The 20,540-nt window shown below is 63.4% G+C and carries 20 protein-coding genes; 7 read left to right on the plus strand and 13 right to left on the minus strand.

The annotated features are described in order from the left end of the window. Nucleotides 1–11 precede the first annotated feature (11 nt). Together CH262_RS23965 and CH262_RS23970 are read right to left on the minus strand one after the other, a co-directional pair. Nucleotides 12–914 (minus strand): arabinofuranosidase, encoded by a 903-nt coding sequence (locus CH262_RS23965; protein ID WP_032385763.1) that lies wholly within the window; start codon nt 912–914, stop codon nt 12–14. Nucleotides 915–1,026: 112 nt separating this feature from the next. After that, nucleotides 1,027–2,634: a diguanylate cyclase domain-containing protein gene (locus CH262_RS23970; RefSeq protein ID WP_094718576.1), complete on the minus strand. Its 1,608-nt coding sequence runs from the start codon at nt 2,632–2,634 to the stop codon at nt 1,027–1,029. 191 nt (nt 2,635–2,825) lie between these two features. Here CH262_RS23970 and CH262_RS23975 point away from each other — a divergent pair, with 191 nt between their 5' ends. Further along, nucleotides 2,826–3,983 (plus strand): beta-ketoacyl synthase N-terminal-like domain-containing protein, encoded by a 1,158-nt coding sequence (locus tag CH262_RS23975; RefSeq protein WP_032368854.1) that lies wholly within the window; start codon nt 2,826–2,828, stop codon nt 3,981–3,983. A gap of 56 nt (nt 3,984–4,039) precedes the next feature. Here the strand turns inward: CH262_RS23975 and CH262_RS23980 are convergent, their stop codons facing one another. From CH262_RS23980 to CH262_RS24010, 7 genes are all read right to left on the minus strand, one after another. Next, a complete protein-coding gene (locus CH262_RS23980; RefSeq protein WP_027496168.1) occupies nt 4,040–4,243 on the minus strand; it encodes a zinc-ribbon domain-containing protein in 204 nt (67 codons plus the stop codon). A 97-nt stretch (nt 4,244–4,340) separates the two neighbouring features. Beyond that, nucleotides 4,341–5,534: a flavin reductase family protein gene (locus tag CH262_RS23985; RefSeq protein ID WP_032385552.1), complete on the minus strand. Its 1,194-nt coding sequence runs from the start codon at nt 5,532–5,534 to the stop codon at nt 4,341–4,343. 126 nt (nt 5,535–5,660) lie between these two features. Then, the gene (locus tag CH262_RS23990; RefSeq protein WP_057473990.1) at nt 5,661–6,281 is read right to left on the minus strand and encodes a response regulator transcription factor; all 621 of its coding nucleotides are present in this window, start codon (nt 6,279–6,281) and stop codon (nt 5,661–5,663) included. 80 nt (nt 6,282–6,361) lie between these two features. Further along, nucleotides 6,362–7,825, minus strand: coding sequence for an aldehyde dehydrogenase family protein (locus CH262_RS23995; protein ID WP_094718577.1), 1,464 nt, complete (start codon nt 7,823–7,825; stop codon nt 6,362–6,364). An 85-nt stretch (nt 7,826–7,910) separates the two neighbouring features. After that, complete coding sequence (locus tag CH262_RS24000) at nt 7,911–9,188, minus strand: amidase (RefSeq protein ID WP_094718578.1); 1,278 nt, start codon at nt 9,186–9,188, stop codon at nt 7,911–7,913. Continuing rightward, nucleotides 9,185–9,454, minus strand: coding sequence for a hypothetical protein (locus tag CH262_RS24005; RefSeq protein WP_057473889.1), 270 nt, complete (start codon nt 9,452–9,454; stop codon nt 9,185–9,187). The genes CH262_RS24000 and CH262_RS24005 overlap by 4 nt, the downstream gene beginning before the upstream one ends. Nucleotides 9,455–9,576: 122 nt before the next feature. Beyond that, nucleotides 9,577–11,100, minus strand: coding sequence for a PAS domain-containing sensor histidine kinase (locus CH262_RS24010; protein WP_094718668.1), 1,524 nt, complete (start codon nt 11,098–11,100; stop codon nt 9,577–9,579). 210 nt (nt 11,101–11,310) lie between these two features. On the opposite strand from CH262_RS24010, the gene CH262_RS24015 reads away from it, so the two are divergent. The 6 genes from CH262_RS24015 to CH262_RS24040 all read left to right on the plus strand — a co-directional run bounded on the left by CH262_RS24015 (nt 11,311) and on the right by CH262_RS24040 (nt 16,455). Continuing rightward, nucleotides 11,311–12,465 (plus strand): acyl-CoA dehydrogenase, encoded by a 1,155-nt coding sequence (locus CH262_RS24015; protein ID WP_094718579.1) that lies wholly within the window; start codon nt 11,311–11,313, stop codon nt 12,463–12,465. A gap of 17 nt (nt 12,466–12,482) precedes the next feature. After that, entirely contained in the window at nt 12,483–12,848 is a 366-nt protein-coding gene (locus tag CH262_RS24020; RefSeq protein ID WP_032385555.1) for a hypothetical protein, read from the plus strand. Nucleotides 12,849–12,948: 100 nt separating this feature from the next. Continuing rightward, on the plus strand, nt 12,949–14,247 hold the full coding sequence (locus CH262_RS24025) for an aromatic ring-hydroxylating oxygenase subunit alpha (protein WP_032385767.1): 1,299 nt from the start codon (nt 12,949–12,951) through the stop codon (nt 14,245–14,247). Next, a complete protein-coding gene (locus CH262_RS24030; RefSeq protein WP_032385556.1) occupies nt 14,240–14,752 on the plus strand; it encodes an aromatic-ring-hydroxylating dioxygenase subunit beta in 513 nt (170 codons plus the stop codon). Before CH262_RS24025 ends, CH262_RS24030 begins: the two co-directional genes overlap by 8 nt. Beyond that, nucleotides 14,749–15,489 (plus strand): SDR family NAD(P)-dependent oxidoreductase, encoded by a 741-nt coding sequence (locus tag CH262_RS24035; RefSeq protein WP_094718580.1) that lies wholly within the window; start codon nt 14,749–14,751, stop codon nt 15,487–15,489. Before CH262_RS24030 ends, CH262_RS24035 begins: the two co-directional genes overlap by 4 nt. A gap of 9 nt (nt 15,490–15,498) precedes the next feature. Further along, nucleotides 15,499–16,455, plus strand: a complete 957-nt coding sequence (locus tag CH262_RS24040) for a PDR/VanB family oxidoreductase (RefSeq protein WP_094718581.1) — start codon at nt 15,499–15,501, stop codon at nt 16,453–16,455. A gap of 100 nt (nt 16,456–16,555) precedes the next feature. On the opposite strand, the gene CH262_RS28245 is transcribed toward CH262_RS24040, so the two are convergent. From CH262_RS28245 to CH262_RS24055, 4 genes are all read right to left on the minus strand, one after another. Continuing rightward, on the minus strand, nt 16,556–17,347 hold the full coding sequence (locus CH262_RS28245; RefSeq protein WP_256988954.1) for an amidohydrolase: 792 nt from the start codon (nt 17,345–17,347) through the stop codon (nt 16,556–16,558). Continuing rightward, nucleotides 17,299–18,255 (minus strand): amidohydrolase, encoded by a 957-nt coding sequence (locus CH262_RS28250; RefSeq protein WP_256988955.1) that lies wholly within the window; start codon nt 18,253–18,255, stop codon nt 17,299–17,301. Before CH262_RS28250 ends, CH262_RS28245 begins: the two co-directional genes overlap by 49 nt. A gap of 46 nt (nt 18,256–18,301) precedes the next feature. Continuing rightward, nucleotides 18,302–19,669, minus strand: coding sequence for an MFS transporter (locus CH262_RS24050; protein ID WP_094718582.1), 1,368 nt, complete (start codon nt 19,667–19,669; stop codon nt 18,302–18,304). Between the two features lie 171 nt (nt 19,670–19,840). After that, a complete protein-coding gene (locus tag CH262_RS24055; RefSeq protein ID WP_032385561.1) occupies nt 19,841–20,395 on the minus strand; it encodes a nuclear transport factor 2 family protein in 555 nt (184 codons plus the stop codon). Nucleotides 20,396–20,540: the final 145 nt, after the last annotated feature.

Consider the following 20,540-nt stretch of genomic DNA (forward strand, 5'->3'; position numbering starts at 1 on the left):
AGAAGCTGTTGCTAGGCAGCTTCTCTCATGATGCCGATGTGGCGAACGATTCCGGACAGTGCCGGAAGCTCCTGAGGTGCGGACCAGCCGTTCAGGTCGGCGCTGTCGGAGTAGAAGTACTTCTGGTTCGTGTAGTCGTCGTAGTACAACCGCCAGGTGCCGTCGGGCAACTCGACGACGGCGGGCCCTTCCTTCAACGGACCGAAATCGCGGAAGGTGAGGTCCCGAACGTAGGGACCACCCAGAGCGGGCGCGATCCAATGTTCGATGACCTTGTTGCTCTCACCTTTGGTGAAGGCGTGGTAGGTCGACCCGGCCTTCACCACCGTGGTGTCGATGTGGTCGTTGATGATTCCCACCAACGGAACCGGCGAGCTCCACGTCGTCAGGCCGGGATCGGTCGCCGTCATGAGATACGGCACGAACCCTCCGCCGGCAGACAACGACACGATGATGCTGACGCGGTCGCCCTCGACGAACCACTCCGGTGCCCACGCCTTGGTGGTGAACGGGGACAGAGACGGGAGTTCCGAGGACCCCGCCGAGCCGGTACCCGCCCCGGTCCCGGGCAGCAGCAGGCAGCAGAACGGGATCGGAAGGTTCTGCAGGAATTCCCAGTCCACCCGATTTGCGCTGCGCGCAAAGCCGATCTCCGCGCCGCCGCCCGTCGTATATGTCACGTAGTACATACCGTCTGCGGCTCGGAAGATGCTGGAGTCACGAACCACACCGGAGGGCGGCGTGTACGCGGCGGTCGCAACCGTGGTGAAGTCCGTTCCGTTGTTGGACTGGTACACGTCCATGTTGCGATCACTGTCGTTACTGAAGGCCACCATGGTGTACGTGACCGCAGGCGCAGCGCTACCCGTCCCTGCTGCGCCCAACAGCAGACCGACGGCGGCGACGAGCGTCATGGGAATGGCGAGGGCGTGCTTGCGCAGGGTCCTGATCACCGCTGAAGTATGTACGACACACGAGCCCCACGAGTAACAACAGTGCACAGTCGTGCCTGTTCGTTACCGAACGCTACGACTGCGCCGAGTACTGAGACACCGGCTTGGCCTGATACATCTCGTGGTCGGCATCGTCGAGAATGTCCAAGGCAGTGCGAGAATCACCACTGCCGACGGTCACGCAGCCGATACTGGCGGTCACCGTCAGTTCTCGGTCTGCCGTCGTGATCGGGGTTGCGAGTTCCGCCCGGACGTCGTCCGCCTCCGACCCCACACAGCACGGCACCACCGCCACGAATTCGTCACCGCCGATGCGTCCGACGAATGCGTCGTCGGGCAGAGCCCGCGTCAACCGCGCGGCCACGATACCGAGTACGGCATCACCGACCGTATGTCCGTGCAGGTCGTTGATGGTCTTGAAGTTGTCGAGGTCGATGAACAACACCGCCATGGCATCCTCCCGACTCGACCGGGACAGCTCCTGGTCGAGCCGCGCCAGAATCAGCGGGCGATTGGGAAGCCCGGTGAGGTCGTCGTGTGTTGCCGCGTGTTCGAGCTTCATGCTCGCCCGATAGGCATCGGTGACGTCGACGAACGTTGCCACGATCGAGGGTGACGGGCCGCCGAAGTTGAGCATGGTCGCAGTCAGAGACAGCCAGAAATGTCGTCCGTCCCGACGACGTTCGACTCCGATCACCGACTGGCTCGGCTTCCCGGTTCTGCCGGTGACGGCCACGGGGTGCTCGAGTCGCCGAATGGGTTGCTGATCGGTGCCGTACACCCGGAACGGCAGCACAGCGGACTGTCCCGTCGTCGCCGATCCCACCTTGATGTCGAGGATCGTCTTCGCCGCGAGGTTCGCCGACGTGATGCGACCGGCGTGGTCGAGTACGACGACACCTGCCTCCAGCGATTCCACCACGGCGGTGTAATGCTCCTCGGCCCGGCGGACGGCACTCTGGTCGGCGCAGACCAACACCCACCCGTCGGGCATCTGGGCCGCGGAGACCACCATCGCCAACGCCGTCCCGTCCGCGCGCAGATGCGAGTCCCACAGCCGGCCGCCGGCCGCGAGAATGGCCACCGGGTCGCAGGGCACCCCCACTGCATTCGATACGGAGAGGCCGAGCACATCTGCTGCGCGTCGTCCGTAGACCGACTCCGCGGCAGGATTCCAACTGGACACGACCCCGTCGGAGGACACCCCCACGATGGCGTCGCTGACGTGCTCGACCAACGCGGCTTGATAGTGCAGCGCCTTCTGTGCGGCCTTGTGTTCGGTGAGGTCGCGAAGGATGACCTGAAATGCAGGTTCTCCGTTCCACACCGTGCGGACCGAGACCGCCTCCATGGTCAGAGTCGATCCATCGAGGGCGAGTACCTCCGCCTCGGAGGCCGAACTGGCGGTTCCGTGCACGTCCAGGGCGGCGATGCGCTCGAGCATCGGCCCGATCGACGCGGCCGCGATGAAGTCGGTGATCGGACGGCCCACCACCGCACCGAGACTGTCGGCGCGCAGATACCGGAGCCCCGCAGGGTTGACGTAGACAAGGTTGCCTCGCCTGTGGACGACGATCGCGTCGGGCGAGTGTTCGATCAGAACCCGGTAGCGATCGGCGAGACCGGGCGACCCGGGATCGGCTTCGGGGTCGCCGACGACGTCGCGCTCCCCTGGGGCCATCTGCGGTCCTCGCGTTCGTAGGCGGTCTGTCGACACTCGATTCAACCACTTCTGTGGGCCGAGCCGGAATCTTCTGCACGGTTCGATGCTTATGTCCGTTTTCCGACTGGACCCAGTGCTTGTTTGCGGGGCTAAATCGAGGAACCAGCCGAAAACGGCTCGTACAACTCGAGAAGGAACGGGAATCGATCATGACATCTCACGGCATCGACATCAGTGGGATCGGCGCAGTGTCCGGCTACGGCTGGGGTACGGCCGCATTGTGGACCGGCCTGGCCAGCGGTAAGGCTGCCGCCACCTTGCACCACAACCGGTCACACCCGGGCCGCAACCCGGTGTGGCTTGCCAAAGTGCCCGACGGCGGACAGACCGACGACGGCACCAGCCGCTTCGGCCGCGCACTGCGCGGCGCTGCACGCGAGGCCATCGACGACGCACTCGCTCGGGGCTGGCGGCCCGGTCGGCGGGTCGGTCTGGTGCATGCGGTCGTCCTGGGTGAAGTGGACGAGTGGCGCAACTTCTATCTGGAGGACGGCGGTGTGCGGCGGGTGCGCGACTACCTGACGCTGATGCCGTCGACCCCGGTATCACTGCTGATGCAGGAGCACGGCTTTCACGGCCCGGCGATGAACGTCTCGGCCATGTGCGCGTCGGGCAACGCCGGCCTTCTCACCGCCAAGATGTGGCTCGATACCGGCTTCGTCGACGACGTCGTCTTCGTCGCCACCGACCTGTCTCTGACGCCGGAGAACATCGACCATTTCGTCGCGCTCGGCGTCGGGGTGGTCGACGTGGAACCTCAGGAGGGCTGCCGACCGTTCCAGGAAGGTAGTCGTGGGTTCGGAATGGGCGAAGCAGCAACAGCTTTCGTACTCACCAACCGTAGCGATGCTGCGTACGCGCGGGTACTGGGCGGTTCGATGACTCACGACGCGTTCCACGCGACGTCCATCGACCCGGCCCTGACACAGGTACGGGACTGCTTCGAAGCCGCCCTGACGGACGCCGGTGCCACGGCGCGCCAGGTGCGCTACCTCAATGCGCACGGGCCAGGCACCGCTCAGTGCGATGCCGCGGAAACGGAGATGCTGGAGACGGTGCTCGGCTCACACGCGCAGGTGTATTCGGTGAAGCCGCTCACCGGGCATTGCCAAGGCGCGGCGTCGGCCGTCGAAACCATCTCTGCCGTCATGGGATTCGATCGCGGACTGGTTCCTGCGGCCCCACAGGTCTCCGACGGACACCCGCAGTTGCTCGACGGATTCACCGCAGCCGAGCCGGGTCTGACGATGAAATCCTCACTGGGAATGGGAGGACACAATTCGGTGGTGGTGCTGGCTCCTGCGTGAGCGACGGTCTGCCGGATGGTTCGCGCGCCCGCACCGTCACGGGCGCGCGAGCCCGTTCAGATCGACACCCCGGCCCCGCAGATCCCGCATTCCTCGAACTCGACGCGTTTCCACCGCGCAACCGGGACGAAGAACAGCGTGAATTGCTGGTATTGCTTCATTCTCGCCCACTGGGTCGTGTTGTGGCACCGCGGGCAGTTTCGCGTTGCGCCAGGGCCGACGTGTTTGCGCTTGCTGCCGAAGCCGAAGAGGAGAAACATCGGACCAGCCTAGAGGTACGGGCACCGAGGGCGCTCGATTCCGATGCAACCGTGGTCGCCTACAAGGAAGACCCCTACCTGACGCCATCGATCGTCGCTACCCTGCAGTACTCGAGCCCCGAGCCGATTCGAGTACCGCCACCACGGCTCTGGCGCGTCGGATCCAGTCCGAGACCAGACGTCCGGGCACGTTCTGCGGAACCTGCGCGAGCCGAAGTGTCAGTGTGTGTCGACCGGACGGATCGCGGACCGGCAGCACGACCGATCCCACGTTGTACGTGCCGGTGTCGTCGAGCACCTGCGGCCGGTAGTCGACCGAGGTGCGGCCGATCTGCGCTCTGATCTCGCGTTCCTGCCGCGGAGTCAGGCGGCCGGACTCGTATTGCTTGGTGGCCTGCCGCATTTCGGTGTACGCGTCCGATCCCGCCGCAGGAAGAAACGAGATCCCGTAACCGTGTTCACGAATGAAATCGAGCCGGTCACGATGTACCTGGGTCCCCTTGTCCGCACCCTTCAGCTTGTCGATCCAGCGGTTCTGATCGGCCTCGGGCAACGCGAAGACGTAGGAGTCACCGATCGGTGGCACGATCGGTATACGTTGAGCCAGAGCGGCATCGCGGTCGACGCCGGGTGCCGTTGCGGACAGCACCGTCGCCATTTCGTCGGCACTGACGGCCGTCAGGACCGACACTTCGCAGCCGATCTCGGCGGCGAGAGCGTCGACCTCGGCGCGCGCAGCATGGGCAGCGTGTATGGCCGGAAGAATTTCGTGGTCCATTCGAGCGAGCAGAGACGTGCACACGAAACTGCCGTAGCCACCCTGGAAAAAGATCAGCGGCGACACCGGGTTCGTGATGGCCATGTCCTGAACCTCGCACAGCACGATCCAGTGATCGCCCGCGTCCACGGTCTTCCAGATCGTCGTGTCCATCCAACCGATCGCGTCGGTGAGCACCGGACTTCCGTTCGGTGATGCGTACCAATCGATTCCGGCGAATTTGTTCTCCCAGCGCTGCGCAATGGACATCACCTCACGTTCCTGATCGCCGCCGACGATGTTGATGCACAAGGATGAACAATCCTGCATTCGCGCAAAAGTACGCGACGTCTTCATCGGCATGAACGAGACGAGTGGGGGGTCGAGCGAGACCGAACTGAAGGTGCCGACGACCAACGCCAGCAGCTCCCCTGTCGGATCCGTGCCGGTCACCACCGCGACGCCCGTGGGATAGTGTCCCGTGACTTCTCGAAACGTTCTCTGCGTTTCCTCCGTGGTTACTGTGTGAGGCATGCCGATCTCCTGAGCATTGTCGACGGTGGACCGATTCGGTATTGCACCCAAATTAATTTCCCACCTGTTCTTACTGGTAGGCGGGAAACCTTTAGCCACACCGTCGGACAAGGACGTACACAGCCCTCAGACCGTTACTCGCCATGCCAGGACGTCACGGACCAGTGTGCCGAGACTTTCGGCCTCCGTCTTGGCCTTGATGCGCGCTCGATGCACATCGACGGTCTTGACGCTGGTACCCAAGCGGCGTGCGATCTGTTGACTGGCCATACCCTCGATCACCAGCCGCAACACCTCTCGCTCGCGCGGCGTCAGAGCATCGAGGCGCCGGTGTACCCGGTCGCGCTCCGCACGCTCGGAGAACACACCGGACGCCAGCCGAAGTTGCTCCTGAACGACCTCGAGCATGCGCTGCGGCTCGTACGGTTTCTCGAGAAAATCGACGGCTCCCGCACGCAGCGCACGTACCGACATCGGAATGTCCCCGTGCGCCGAACAGAAAATGATCGGAGCCGGATAATCGCGTCGGATCAATTCGTCCTGTAGCTCGAATCCGCTCATGCCCGGCATTCTGACGTCGACGATGACCACTCCGGGCTCGGCCGCATCCATTTCCTCGAGAAATGCGGTAGCGGTCGGATAGGTGAGCGCCTCTATTCCGACACTCTGCAGAAGAAACGCCAGTGATTGCCTGAGATCTTCGTCGTCGTCCACCACGTGAACGACGGTGGGCTTCACGGTTTCCATGAGTTCCGAGCCTAGCTGTGGACGGGCCCCGGCACAGCGGAAGCCGCCCACCGATCGGCCGACGGAGTCGACGTGGTCGGTCACAGGACGATCGTGACGGTTTTCGCCTCGGTGTTGGCCAAGATTCCTTCGTATCCGAGCTCACGGCCGAGACCACTGGCTTTGACTCCGCCCCAGGGCAATTGGGGAGCAAGTGGGGACCATCCGTTGACCGCGACGGCTCCCGCCTGCAATGCCGCCGACACGGTGTGGGCCCGCCCCAGATCGGTCGTCCAGAGCGTGGCCGCCAGGCCGTACTGATTGTCGTTGGCCAAAGCGATTGCGTCGGTGTCGTCGTCGAAGGGAACGACGATGCCCACAGGCCCGAAGATCTCTTCGCGGGCGATGGTCAGATCGTTGGTGCCGGCGAACACCGTCGGACGTACGAAGTGGCCGCGGTCGTTTCCGTCTGCGTCGCCGTCGGTACCACCCGCTACCAGGCGGGCACCCTCGGACTTGCCCTTCTCGATATAGCCGAGCACGCGGTTCTTCTGCTTCGCGTTGATCAACGGGCCCATTGTCGTCGAGGCGTCGAAGGGATTTCCGAGCACCTGCGCTCCGGCGGCCGCACCGAGACCCTCCACCACGGCGTCGTACACGGAGCGGTGCGCGAAGATACGCGTTCCCGCGGCACACACCTCGCCCGAGTTGGTGAACAGTCCCATTGCGGCACCGCCCACTGCCGATTCGAGATCGGCGTCGCCGAAGATGATCTGCGGCGATTTGCCTCCCAGTTCCAGCGTGGTGCGCTTGAAGTCCGCAGCGGAGTTCACCAGTATTCGGCGGCCGACGGCGGTGGATCCGGTGAACGACACCTTGGCTACGCCGGGGTGCGTCGTGAGCGCCTCGCCGGTAATCGAACCGATACCCGGAAGAACTTGCACGACGCCTGCTGGGAATCCGGCCTCCTCGAGCAACCGCGCGAGATGCAGGATCGACAACGACGCGTCCTCGGCCGGCTTGACGATCACCGTGTTACCCGTGGCCAGCGCCGGTGCCAATTTCCATCCGAGGATCATCAGTGGGGCGTTCCACGGAATGATCGTGGCGATGACCCCGACTGGTTCGCGGCGGGTGTAGGCAAACGTGGGACGGCCCATGTAGCCGTCGTTCGGCAGGGTCTCGCCGTTGATCTTGTCTGCCCATCCCGCGTAGTAGCGAAGCGAGGCAACAAGATTGGGGATGAACATCATCTTGCCGAGGAAGAACAGCCCACCCATGTCGAGCGATTCGAGGCGGGCCAGTAGCTCGGCGTCACGTTCGACCAAGTCGGCCAGCTTGTTCAACAACTGCCCTTTGTGCGATGGCGGCACCGCGGCCCAGCTTCCGGTCGACGCGGACTGCGCTGCGCGGACTGCACGATCGACGTCTGCGGCGTCCGCCGAGGCGATGTCGGCGAGCTTCTCACCGGTCGCAGGATCGAAAGTCTCGAATGTACCGGCGCCGCCGCTGCTCCAGCCCCCGTCGATGAAAAGATCGGTGGTGAAATTCGATACTGCGGTCATGGCCGCCTCCTGTGCTGGTCGAAGTGAATGGTGCTCGATGACGAAAGGAAATCGATGCCGAAACCGGCATCGGTGATGCCGGCGATCACGCCGCGGGCTGCGAGGCGATCACCGCGGCGATCCACGACGCGCCGACCAGGAGTTCTGCCTCCGAGTTCGGCGGTCCGATGACCTGAATTCCGAGCGGCAGGCCCCTGCCATCGGTCAGGCCGGGAACGGTGACAACAGGCAGTCCCCAGGCTTGCCACGCCCGGCTCAGTACCGGATCCCCTGTCGCGGTGAGACCTTCGGGGGCAGCGCCCGGGGCCGCGGGCCCCACGATGACGTCGACGCTGTCGAAGAGACTCAAGATGTGCTCCCGCGTCTCGGCGACGGTGATGCACGCAGCGTGGTAGTCCGCGGTGGTGGTTGCTGCTCCGCGTCGCAACAGTGCCGTCAGCGGAGCGCTGAGTCGGTCGACATCGGCGAAGAGTGCGCTCCGTTCGCGTGCTGCCTCGTAGGACATGACCACCGCATGGGCAGCGGTGGCGAGCGAAACGGCATCACCCGCGGGGAATGCCGACTGTCCGGCTCCATCCGCTCGAATCCCACGACCGAGACGGGCGAGAGCATCTGCCATGTCGGGCTCGACGACGCCGAGTTCGCCTGCGTCCCAGAGCAGTACCCGTGGCGGCGCAGACATGCAACCCAGAACCACCTCCTGCCCGACGAACGCGGACCACGCGCATGCAAGGTCGCGTACCTGGGCGGCATAGAATCCGTGACTGTCGAGACTGGCCGCCAAGCCGGTCACGCCCTCGGTCGAATGCCGCCCCCGAGTCATGACCATCGACGCGACGCCGCAGTACGAGGCGGGTCGAGTCACCGATCCGGCGGTCTGAGAACCGAGAGCCAAGGGCACCTGCCCCGACGCCACCGCGGCTGCCGAACCACTCGACGATCCCCCCGGGGTGCGCGACGGATCGGCAGGATTGCGAGTCGGTCCGGGGGCGAAGAATGCGAACTCGGTCGAGACGGTCTTGCCCGCGGGCACGGCACCTGCAGTACGCCATGCCTGCACTACAGCGGCATCGGCCTCGGCCGGCCCCCGCACGGCATAGAGATTCGTTCCGCATCTCGTCGGTAGTCCCGCGACGTCGACGATATCTTTGACTCCCAACGGAATTCCGCCCAGCGGGCCGGGCTGATCCTGGAGCTCGACCGGAGGCGCGTGCACTACCCATGCCGCAAGATCATCTTCTGTGTCGTCGATGCGGCGCTGGGACCGCCGCCATGCATCCTCTACGGTGCTGCGTCCGGCCCGTAGGTCGGCCACGAGATCGGCCAGCGACCACGGCTCGTACAGGGGAGAGCCGATGCTCATCGGTCGCCCCACACTGCGTCGGCTGTCCAATAGTCCATTCCACCGGCACTGACGAAATGCCGCCACTCCGAGACGCGCCGCAGTGATGGCTCGGCGCGCTCGGTCGCCCGATCTGCCGCATCCGGGCCATCGGCTCGGACCTGCCAATGCACCCAGTTCAGCTCGTTGCCCTCATGGTCGTGCATGAACAGGTCCACGTGTCGCCATCCGTACCCGTGAGTGTCGTTGTAGCACATCAGTGTCATGCGTTCGCGTGTGTCGTCCATACGTCGCTCTCCCGGATAGGTCCGGCTGCGCACTGCTCAGCAACCGAAGATCATGGGTCGACGCTACGAGCCGGGCGGTCGAACCGGAATGAAGAGTTCCTTGCCGACCCTGAAGATTTTCCCTACGCCGGTGGGCCCTGCTCGCCCGCAACAGCCGAGTCCCGATCGACCGTCGGGAGTACGAACCCGAACACCGAACCGCCCTCCGCGCCGGGGGTGTACCAGATGGAGCCGTGCTGCCTGGTGATGATCCGATAACTGAGTGCGAGACCGATCCCGCTGCCCGACTGCTTGGTGGTGAACGACTCCTCGAAAGGGTTGCGCTGCAGCCCTCTTCCTCGGTCTGTCACGGTGAAAGCACCACCGTCCTCGCGGTTCCCGGTGGACAGGGTGATCGTGCGGTCCGGGAGCGCGCACTGGGCCATTTCGTCGATCGCGTTGAAGCACAGATTGATGATGACCTGGCCGGTGAGTACGCGTTCGCAGCGCACCCGCACCGGATCCTCGGCGAGCTCGAAGTCGATTCGGACGGAATTCTGTTCCGCGCGGAGGCGAATGAAGTAGAGACATTCGGTGACGACGGTATTGAGATCTACCGTCTGATCGATCTGTTCGAGGTGTCCGACGAACGTCCTCAGTGTGGAGACGATCGTTGCTGCCCTTTCGATTTGCCGATGAGCCGATGTGAGACCGTACTCCACGCGCGACGCGAGATGACCGTCGCCGGTCAGGATGGTCTCGACCCCCGCCAGGAAGTTGCCCGCCGCCGCGAGCGGCTGCCCCAACTCGTGTGCGATTGCCATGGCCATATCGCCCATGGCGTTGTACCGAGCCAGATAGTTCTCGCGCTGAAGTTCCAGCCCGCGCATCTCCTCGGTGCGCACGCGATCGGACACATCGTGCAGCAACATCAGATAGGCGCTGACCTCGTCCTCCTGCAGTCGCTCGACACTGCCGTCCAGCCACCGTGTTCTGCCCTCTGCGGCAAGCACTTCCAGACGGACCGAGGCCACCGGACTCGCGTCCCGTGCCAGGTCGCTCCAGGTGGATCGGCGACCGGCTACATGAAACGACGCGTACGAGGCGAGGGACCTGCCTGCCGGGGGTTCGACACTGGGATCGATACCCAGGTGTTCCATCGCGGTGTCGGTCGCGAATCCGATCGCGCCGGTCTCGTCGAGCACGAACGCGATCGTGGACGTATTCCTCGACAGTGCGTCGACGTACGTGGTGGTCAACCTCAACGCACGTTCGGTGCGCTGCTCGTTCTCGATGTCCCGGAACTGCACCATCACCGCGGGGCCCTGGCGCAATTCGATCCTGGTCGCAATGGCGTCGGTCGGGATGATACGGCCGGATTTCGACCGATAGTGCCACTCGATACGACTGCTGCCGCATTCGACGGCCTCGTGCAACCACGCTCGTCCGACCACTCGGTCGTACTGCTGCGCAGAACTACTCATGTCGTTCGCCTTGAGAGGACGCATTTCGTCGAGATCGAATTCCAGCATCGCGCAGGCGGCGGGATTGGCCCACAGGATGCTTTTGGTCGCCCCGTCGTGCACGAGCACACATACCTGCGCGGCATTCATCATCTCGACGAAATCGGCCGGCACCAATTCCGGAACATGTGAGTCCATGGACATCTTCACGAGCGTATGCGCGGTGAACCGAACGATGTGCGGAAGGTTCGAATCTCACACCTGGACTGAAGAAATTACCTATACGACTGATGGACGCACCCCCTGTCGACCGCACTCTTTACCGATATTGGCCGCACGTGACTCGCATTACGGTCGAACCAACGAACAGGCCACGAGGCACGAGGCACGAGACCTTGCACAAGGAGACCGATCATGACCGTTACTCAGGACGCTCCACCCGACGCCGGAAGCACGGCCACTCTCGACGACGTGTTGGTCGAACTGGCTCAGCGGCGGACGGAGTTTCGCGATCAGCGTTTCGTCTCCCCCGACTTCGTGGCACGCCTCAAGGAAATCGGCATCTATCGGGCCGCCACCCCGAGATGCTTCGGCGGCGATCCGCAGGCCCCGGCGGACTTTCTGCGGACCATCGAGAAGATCTCCGTTGTCGACGGTTCGACCGGGTGGGTGGCGAGCTTCGGCTCTGCCTTGATCTACCTCGCCGCGTTGCCGGTGGACACTCAGGCCGAGCTGTACGCCGAGGGACCGGATGTCGTGTTCGCAGGGGGCCTGTTTCCGGTACAGCCGGCGGCGACGACCGACCGGGGATTCCTGGTCGACGGGCGTTGGAAATTCGCAAGTGGTTCGATGGGTGCCGACATTCTGGGCGTCGGAATTCCCGGTGACGACTCGACCGGCGGAAAACCCCGAACGGCGTTGCTGCGCCCGAAAGACGTAAAGATCGTCCAGGAATGGGATGTCGTGGGTATGCGCGGCACCGGGTCGTTCGACCTCGTGGTGAACAAGGTCGAAGTAGCGCGGGAGTGGACCTTCATTCGCGGCGGCTCGGCGACCATCGACGAGCCTCTCTACCGCTACCCGACGATCGCCTACGCCGCACAGGTTCTCGCAGTGGTCGGTGCAGGCGTCGCCAGAAGCGCGCTCGACTACGCAGTGCAGGTCGGTGCCGGCAAGTCCGGCATCACCGGAGCCCCCAAGCTCGCAGACCGGCCCTACTACCGCATTGCCGTCGCCGAGGCGGAAGCCGCCTTGCGATCTGCGCGAGCGTACTTCTACGAGGTCACCGACGAGGTGTGGAGCGCGGTGCTGAACGGGCTCGAACCCACCGACGCTCAGAATGCTCACCTCCGTCTGGCATCGACCCACCTCGCCAAGATTTCGGCGGCGACTGCAGCGAAAGTCGTCGAAATCTCGGGCACCGGAGCCATTTACGCATCGCACCCGCTTCAGCAGTGGACCGGTGACGCACTCGTTCCTCAGCAGCACGCATTCCTGGGCCCGGCCGTTCTCGACGCCGCAGGCGCAGTACTGATGGGCCTACCGCCCACCGTCCCCGGCTTCAAATGACCCTCGAAGGACAACACATGACCACTACTCCGCTTCGCGTTCTGTTCTGTATCGGCATCAACCAGAACTTCTTCGATCTCCCCGAGTCCGGAGTGACAGCCGGAGACGTCTGGACTGCGTTCGTCGCCCTGTCCGACGGCATCAAGGGTCTCGAGGGTGTCGACTTCATCGGCGATATCGACGACGACGCCACGATGGTCGGCCCCTCGGATTCCTGGCCGTGGACGTGCTACTTGCTCGCCGATGTCGACTCCCACGACACCGTCAAGCAGGCGTGCAATTTCTTGCGGACGATCGAAGTCGGATCCAGCGACTGGAAGCTGTGGAAGTACGTGAAGATCGAGGCCCGCATCGGCCGCGCACTCACGCCCCGCACGTACTGAACCACCGCGTACTCATGCTCCGCCGAACGACGTTGCACAGCTGCGCCGTTCGGTGGCCACCACTGACAACCTCGACAACGTGAGAGCTTTGGAGATATCGATGACCGTGCACGACACCGTAGAGACAACACCGAAGTCCCCGGCGTCCGATCTGGTGATGGGCGATCGTGTCGCGGGTCGGATCTACACCGACCCGGACGTGTTCGACGAGGAGATCACCAAGATCTTCGAGAGCACCTGGATCTGGGTCGCTCACGAATCGGAGCTCCCGAAGCCGGGCAGCTTCAAATCCACTCACGTCGGCCTGCAGCCGGTCATCGTGACCAAGAACCGCAAGGGACAGATCAACACACTGCTCAACCGCTGTCGGCATCGTGGTGCCAGCATCTGTGAGCAGAAGACCGGCGTCGCAAACGGTTTCACGTGTCCGTACCACGCCTGGTCCTACAGCCTCGACGGGCAGCTGCGCGGCATTCCGTACCCCGAGGGGTACGAGGGCGTCATCGAAAAGGGCGAACTCTCGCTCAGGAAACTGCGCACGGAGTCCTACGGCGGAATGGTGTTCGCGACGTTCGCGCAGGACATCGAATCCCTCGAAGACTTTCTCGGCGACGCCAAGCTGTGGATCGATCGATTCATGAAACAGGGCGGTGGCTACCCCATCAAGGTGCTGGGTACGCACCGATTCCGGTTCAACGGCAACTGGAAGATCCAGCTCGAGAACACCACGGACGGTTATCATTTCCCCATCGTTCATCGATCCTGGATGGCATCGGTCGACGCCGAGACGGCAGACATGATGTCGTTCATGACCAACCCGGAAGCCGTCACCCACGATCTCGGCAACGGTCACAGCGTCATGCAGATGGTGCCCGAGCACTCCGATCTCGATGCCGACGATGGATCCGAGCCGCTGCAGGCGCGTTTCGACGATCTCGTGGCCGAGCTGTCCGCTGCGGGTCTCGACGAGCCGGCGATCCGTAAAATCGTTCGCGCCATGCACGGCACCGGCTTCAACCTCAATCTCTTCCCGAACGTGTCGATGTCGGCTGCCTTCTTCCGTGTTCTCGAGCCGACCGCAGTCGACGCGACGACCATCGAGCATCTGGCAATCGGTCCCGACGGGCCGGCCGAGGTGGTGAATCCGGTCAACAGGGCGCGGTTGCGAGTGCACGAACACTTCCAGGGTCCGTTCGGTTTCGGTACACCCGACGACGCAGAAGGATGGGATCGCGTGCAACGCGGCGCTCAGGGCGCTCCCGACATGCCCATTCTCGTCAATCGTGGTGCTGCTCGGGAGAAGCCGAGTGCCGAAGGATGGCCCACCTCGCACGTGACCGACGAAACCGGTATGCGCGCCGCCTACGCACAGTGGAAAGAGATGATGAGCCATGACTGATACCGCCGTGGAAACGCTGTCGATCGCAGACACGCGTGTGGTACGAGCCATCGAATTGATCTGGCGCGAGGCCGATCTGCTCGATCGCAAGCAATACGAGACGTGGAAGGGCCTGTATTCCGAGGACGGCCTGTACGTCGTCCCGATCGGCTCGACCGGAGACGACTTCGACAATCGTCTCAACATGATCTACGACGACGCTCGGATGCGTGACATGCGGGTGGTGCGGATGACCGAGGGGTACGCGATCGCCGCCGTCGACGCTGCGATCACCACCCGAACCGTCTCCCGTTTCGTCGTCGAATCCTGTGCGGACGACACTGTTCACCTCAGGGCCGCACAGATCGTCGTCGCGTTCAAACGTGGGAAGCACGATCTGTGGGCCGGCGACGTGGAATACCGCATCCGACTGGGAGTCGACGGCGCAGCGGACCGGATCGCTCTCAAGGTGATTCGGCTCGTCGACAGCGAGGACGCCGTTCCCGCAGCCGGATTCCTGCTGTGAACGCGCCTGTTGCTGTCGTCACCGGCGGCGCGAGCGGGCTCGGCGAGCTCATTGTGCGCAAACTTCACTCCACCGGTCACCGAGTCGCTGTCGCAGACATCGACCTGGAGTCCGCGAATTCGTTGGCAGCCGAACTCGGCTCTGCCGACTCGGTCCGCAGCTACCAGGTGGATGTCGGTGACAGGTCTGCGATCGAGCGTCTTCTGTCCGCAGTGATCATCGACTTCGGATCGGTCGAGGTATTGGTCAACAACGCCGCCAAGACACAGGCACGTCCGCTGATGGACATCACGGCCGAAGAACTGGACTCGGTCATGTCCGTCGGGTTCAAAGGCACCTTCACGGCCTGCCAGATATTCGGTGCTTACATGGCCGGCAACCGGTACGGCCGCATCGTGAACATGGCATCTTTGGCGGGACAGAACGGTGGAACGGCAACCGGTGGGCATTATGCGTCGGCCAAGGGCGCGGTGATGTCTTTGACGAAAGTCTTCGCCCGAGAGTTGGCACCCTCCGGAGTGACCGTCAACGCGGTCTCACCCGGGCCCCAGGATTCCCCCATCGTGCGGAAGATCGTCGGCGAGGCCAATATCGAGTCCTACGCACAGACCATCCCCGTCGGTCGTCTCGGCGACCCGGCATTCATCGCCGAAATGGTGTCTCTGCTCGCATCGCCGACCGCAGCGTCGGTCACGGGTGCTTGTTGGGATGCCAACGGCGGAATCTACATGCGTTAGGAAGACGCCGTGTCCAGTGTCAAAGTTGTCGTAGCGCAGATCGTCGACGAAACGCCGAACATTCGTTCCCTTCGTCTCGTGCGCGACGGAGGGGGCGCACTCGGCCCCTATCAGGCCGGTGCCCACATCGACGTGACAGGTCCGACGGGCGTACTGCGGCAGTACTCCCTGTGCGGTCCCCCTGCCGAACCCGATTCGTTGCTCATCGCGGTCAAACGCGAGCTGGAGTCCCGCGGCGGATCCGAAGCGTTGCACCGGATTCGGGAAGGCGACGTCATCGAGATCAGCGAACCGCGCAACATCCTCGGGGTGGCACCGAACGCCGACGCCCATGTGCTGATCGCGGCCGGTATCGGGGTCACTCCCCTGCTGAGCATGGCGTATCAACTGCACCACAGCAGTTCCGATTTTCAGCTCCACTACTTCTCGCACAGTCGGGAGCACACCGCGTTTCTCGAGTTGCTGGAGGATCGGGCCGAATTCCGTGACAGTGTCCATCTGCACATCGGTCTCTCCCGCACACAGCAAAGGGCTGTTCTCGACGGGTTGGCCGGCTCCGTGAGCGCTTCCTCGGCCGTATACACCTGCGGTCCGGAAGGTTTCATGGAGACTGTGGTCTCGATCTTCACACCGACGGTGGGGCCGAACAACGTTCATATCGAACACTTCGTCGCCTCCGACATCGACACCTCTGGTGACACCGGGTTCACCGTCGAAATGGATACCGGTGAGTCCTTCGAGATACCTGCCGACCGATCGATTCTCTCCGTGCTGGAGGAGAACGGCATCGAGGTGTTCAAGTCATGCGAGGAAGGTATTTGCGGCTCGTGTGTGTCCGGCCTCCTCGAGGGCGAACCCGAGCACCGAGACAACTGCCTGTCGGCTGCAGACAAGGCCGCGGGCAACCAGATCGCGCTCTGCGTCTCGCGTGCGAAATCGAGCAAGTTGGTCATCGAGCTGTATTGATCGCAGCTGAACGGCCCACTCCCCCCCGCAATGTCGGCGGGGGGGAGGCCAGTCGGTATCACCCGCTTCCGCGCGAGGTCCGCACCATGCCCGGCACGCGCTACTGCTGCGCCCGCTCGTACACAGCGGTACCGCCGACTACGGTGCGCAGCACTGCCATTGCGGGTATGTCATGAGGGTCGACGGTGAGGAGATCACCCTCGATGACGGTCAGGTCGGCAACCTTGCCCACCTCGATCGATCCCTTCCAGTCCTCGGCGAAGTCCTGCCACGCCGCGTCGATCGTGTAGGTGCGGAGCGCCTGCTCCAACGAGATCGTCTGGTCCGGGCCGCTGACGGCCCGAGAGGCCTTGCTCTCGCGAAGAATCATCGTCGACAGCCCCTGTCGCCAACTGGGCATCGTGACAGGGGCATCCGAACTACTCATCAGTCGAACCCCTGAGTCCACGGCACTTCGATAGGGGAATTCGTATGCTGCCCTCTCGGTTCCGACGAACTCCGGCTCGAGATCAGCGATGGTCCATTTGATCGTCGGATTCATGTTGACGCCGATTCCTGCCTCGGCCAACCTGTCCAGCGTTTCTCGAGAAATGAAGTCGCCGTGAATCAAGTAGTGCCTCGGATCGGGTCGCGGGTGATCACGCTGTGCTGCGATCAGTGCGGCCGCCACCGTGTCGATCGCTCGGTCACCGGTGACGTGCACGCCTACCTGGTAGCCCTCGATATGGCCTCGTCGAATCATCTCGGTCACTTCTTCGACACGGCGTTCGTCGGTTTCACCACCGACACAGAGCGATCCGCAGCCGCCACCCACGTACTCCTCGTGCATCCACGACGTCTTGCTCAGCGGTATCCCATCGGCGAACACCTTGACGCCGAGCACCCGGAACATATGTGAGTCCGGGCCGGCCGGTGGTTCGATACCAGCCAGGTTTTCTCCGAATTCCTCTGCGTACCACTCATTCCGCACGGTAGCAGCAGTACGGATACGCGAATTCCGAGTTCGTCGGCGGCCGCCAGCTTCGCGTACGTGGCAAGGCCCCCACTGCCCATCGCACCTCCCGCGAGCGATTCTCCGCCGGGCCCCAGGGCGGGATCGGTGAAACTCGTGATGCCCTCGCGCTGCAGTGAGGCGATTGCCGATCGTGCGGCTTTCTCGCGTCGTGCGTCGTCGAGAAGTGGGAGGCCTGCCTGCACCAGAGACTGCGCCCCCTCCATGAATATGCCGGTGAGCTCTCCCTCGGCGTTCCTCACCGCGCGGCCGCCCTCGGGAACAACGGTGTTCTCGTCGACGCCCACGAGCCGTAGCGCAGCCGAGTTGACCCAGGACGTGTGCCGAGAGAAGTCCTGTAGGAACACCGGGTTGTGCGCAGACACCGCATCGAGATCCCAACGGGTCGGCGATCGCCCTGCCTCCCCGCGGCACTCATCGAGATATCCTTCGTTCCAGCCGGTTCCGATGATCCATTCACCTTCGGGCGCGGCGTCGACGGCTGCCTTCACAGCTGCGACGACATCCGCGATCGACTGCACCGTCGGGTACGTCACGTCCAGGGACAACGGCGGAGTATCCAAGCCGAAGGCAATCCCGTGTAGGTGAGAGTCGTTGATTCCCGGTAGGACGGTGTTGCCCGCGAGATCGATCACCACGGTGTCGGGCCCGATGTGCGCCGCAACGTCGTCGTCGATGCCGACAGCGGTGATGACATCACCGGTGACTGCGACGAACGACGCAATACCGAAAGCGGCGTCCATCGTGAAGATACGGCCGTTGATGTAGACAGAATCGGCGTACGTCATGACATTCCTCTGTTTCGGTGGCCGGATCCGGCCACTGTGATCGTGTTCAGGACGCACGAGCCGCGCCTGCCGCAATCCGATTGCGCTCCAACCGAACCGGCGCAGTCTCGGGCAGAATCCACAGGCAGGTCAGTGAGATGATGCAGGCACCGGCAAGGTAGTAGCCGATGTTCGAGGCATCACCGGTGAATGCGACGATCCGGTTCGCGATCAGGGGTGCAATGCCGCCGCCCAGCACCGCCCCGACATGGAACGCGATGCCCATCCCGGTCTGGCGTTGTTCCTTCGGAAACAGCTCGGTGAAGTACGTGTACATCGGGCCGAACAGGAACCCGGTGGCGGTGAACCCGATCATCAAACCGAGCACAACCGAGGTGACGGTGCCCCATTGGGCCATGTGGAAGATGGTGAGCACCGCCGCGATAGTGGCCAGCGCACCGCCCATCATCACCGGGCGGCGTCCGATCCGATCGGACAGCAGTGATGCAAGCACCACCGCCGCGCCGTGCAGTACCAACGCGGCGATACTGCCGTACACGATGTCGGTACGTGGGAGACCGAGCCCCTCCGGAGCTTCGGCAGTGGCGTACGACAGCATGAAGATCGCGAGCACGAAGGTCGTGGAGTTCAGCCCGACGTTGACCCCCGCCGCAAGCACGAGGCGACGCCAACTGCTCTTCACGACGGTCTTGAACGGCATCTGGGCCCGCACGGCCTCTTCCCCGCGCTCGGCCACCATCTGTCGGAACACCGGACTCTCGTGAACGCCCTTGCGAACCCACAGTCCCAACACCAGAACCAGACCGCCGAAGAGGAACGGCAGACGCCACGCCCACTCCTGCACCGTCTCTGCCGGCAACAGCAGAACCAATGCAAACGACGCGTTCGCGAGGATCGTGCCGATCGGGGACCCCAGAGCGGTGAAGACTCCGTAGCGTGCTCTTCGGTCGTCCGGGGCATGCTCGATGGCCAGCACGGCAGCGCCACCGGTCTCACCACCACGGCACAGTCCGTGAACGAGCCTGAGTAGAACCAGACAGACCGGGGCCGCGACGCCTACCTGTGCGTAGGTGGGGAGCACGCCGATGATCAGGGTGGCCGCGCCCATCCCGACAAACGTCAACTGCAGGGCGCGGCGGCGACCGTAGGTGTCACCGACCCAGCCGAAGAGCACGGCCCCGAGCGGGGCCATCAAGAATCCGATGCCGAATGTGGCCAGACCCATGAATGTGCCGAACCATGCATTACCCGTGCGGAAGAACGTATCGGTGAACACGAGTGCTGTAGCGGTTCCGTAAATAGCGAAATCGTAGAATTCCAGTGACGTTCCGACGCCGCTGGCGAATGCAATTCTTCCCAGACTCGAACGCTTCGGCGGTGACTCGGCTTCGGATGCAACTATCTTCTCGGACATCGGTATCGATCCTGTTCGGTTGGACGACCGCCGGACTGGAGAGTGATTCTCGCGGCGTTGTAGAGAACACTGTCGACCATCCCAAGAAGAATTTCAGCGCAACCGGGCCTGAATAAAGGTTCCCCTAGGCGGGCGACTCCACATCCCTATTGACATTTCGACCTCGATGCATCAGGGCTTCAACAACACCGACGAGCTGGGGAACGCTTCGGCGAAATGGTTCGGTAGCGGTGCCACGAACACGTTTTCGGTGCGAGTTCTGGAAATGAGCCACCGGCCTTCGACCTTACGAAAGGCGTTGTTGAGGCGGCTCGAACGCAACAGGCTCCTACCGTCGGAGAACAGCCAGGGCTGCATGTGAATCCACTGGCCTTCGGCCGTATCGCCGTCGACGTGTATCTGTTCCGAGGTGAGGTAGTGGGCGTTGAGCAACAACGCAGGATCGGTCTTTTCACCCCAGAAGCGGTTGAAGTGCGCCCGAATGGCATCCTTGCCTTCGGCGCGGCCGAATTGGCCGTCGTAGTACTCGCCCACGCCTTCCCAGACCGCGTCCTCGGTGTACAGGTCCAGCACCAGCTCGATTCGGCGAGCGTCGTCGTCCACGCCGAATTCGGGACACGGAGTGTCGCACAGGAACATGTAGCGAGCTTGGATGCGTCGAATGTCCGCCTCGGACTCGAGCACCTCGAGTCGGGCGGTGAGTTGAGCAATGGTTGTGTCGGTCATTCGATCTCCTCGGTAAACACCACGATCACGGACGGGTACGACTCGACGCTATGTCGACTCCGAAATCGGCGATATACGCAAATCCTTCAGCGTTGTCGGGCTCGTCCGTCACCCCCTGCGCTCCAACGCCTTTCGACCGCACACG

The sequence above is a fragment of the Rhodococcus sp. 05-2255-1e genome (assembly GCF_002259025.1).
In the GTDB taxonomy this organism is placed as follows: Bacteria; Actinomycetota; Actinomycetes; order Mycobacteriales; family Mycobacteriaceae; genus Rhodococcoides; species Rhodococcoides fascians.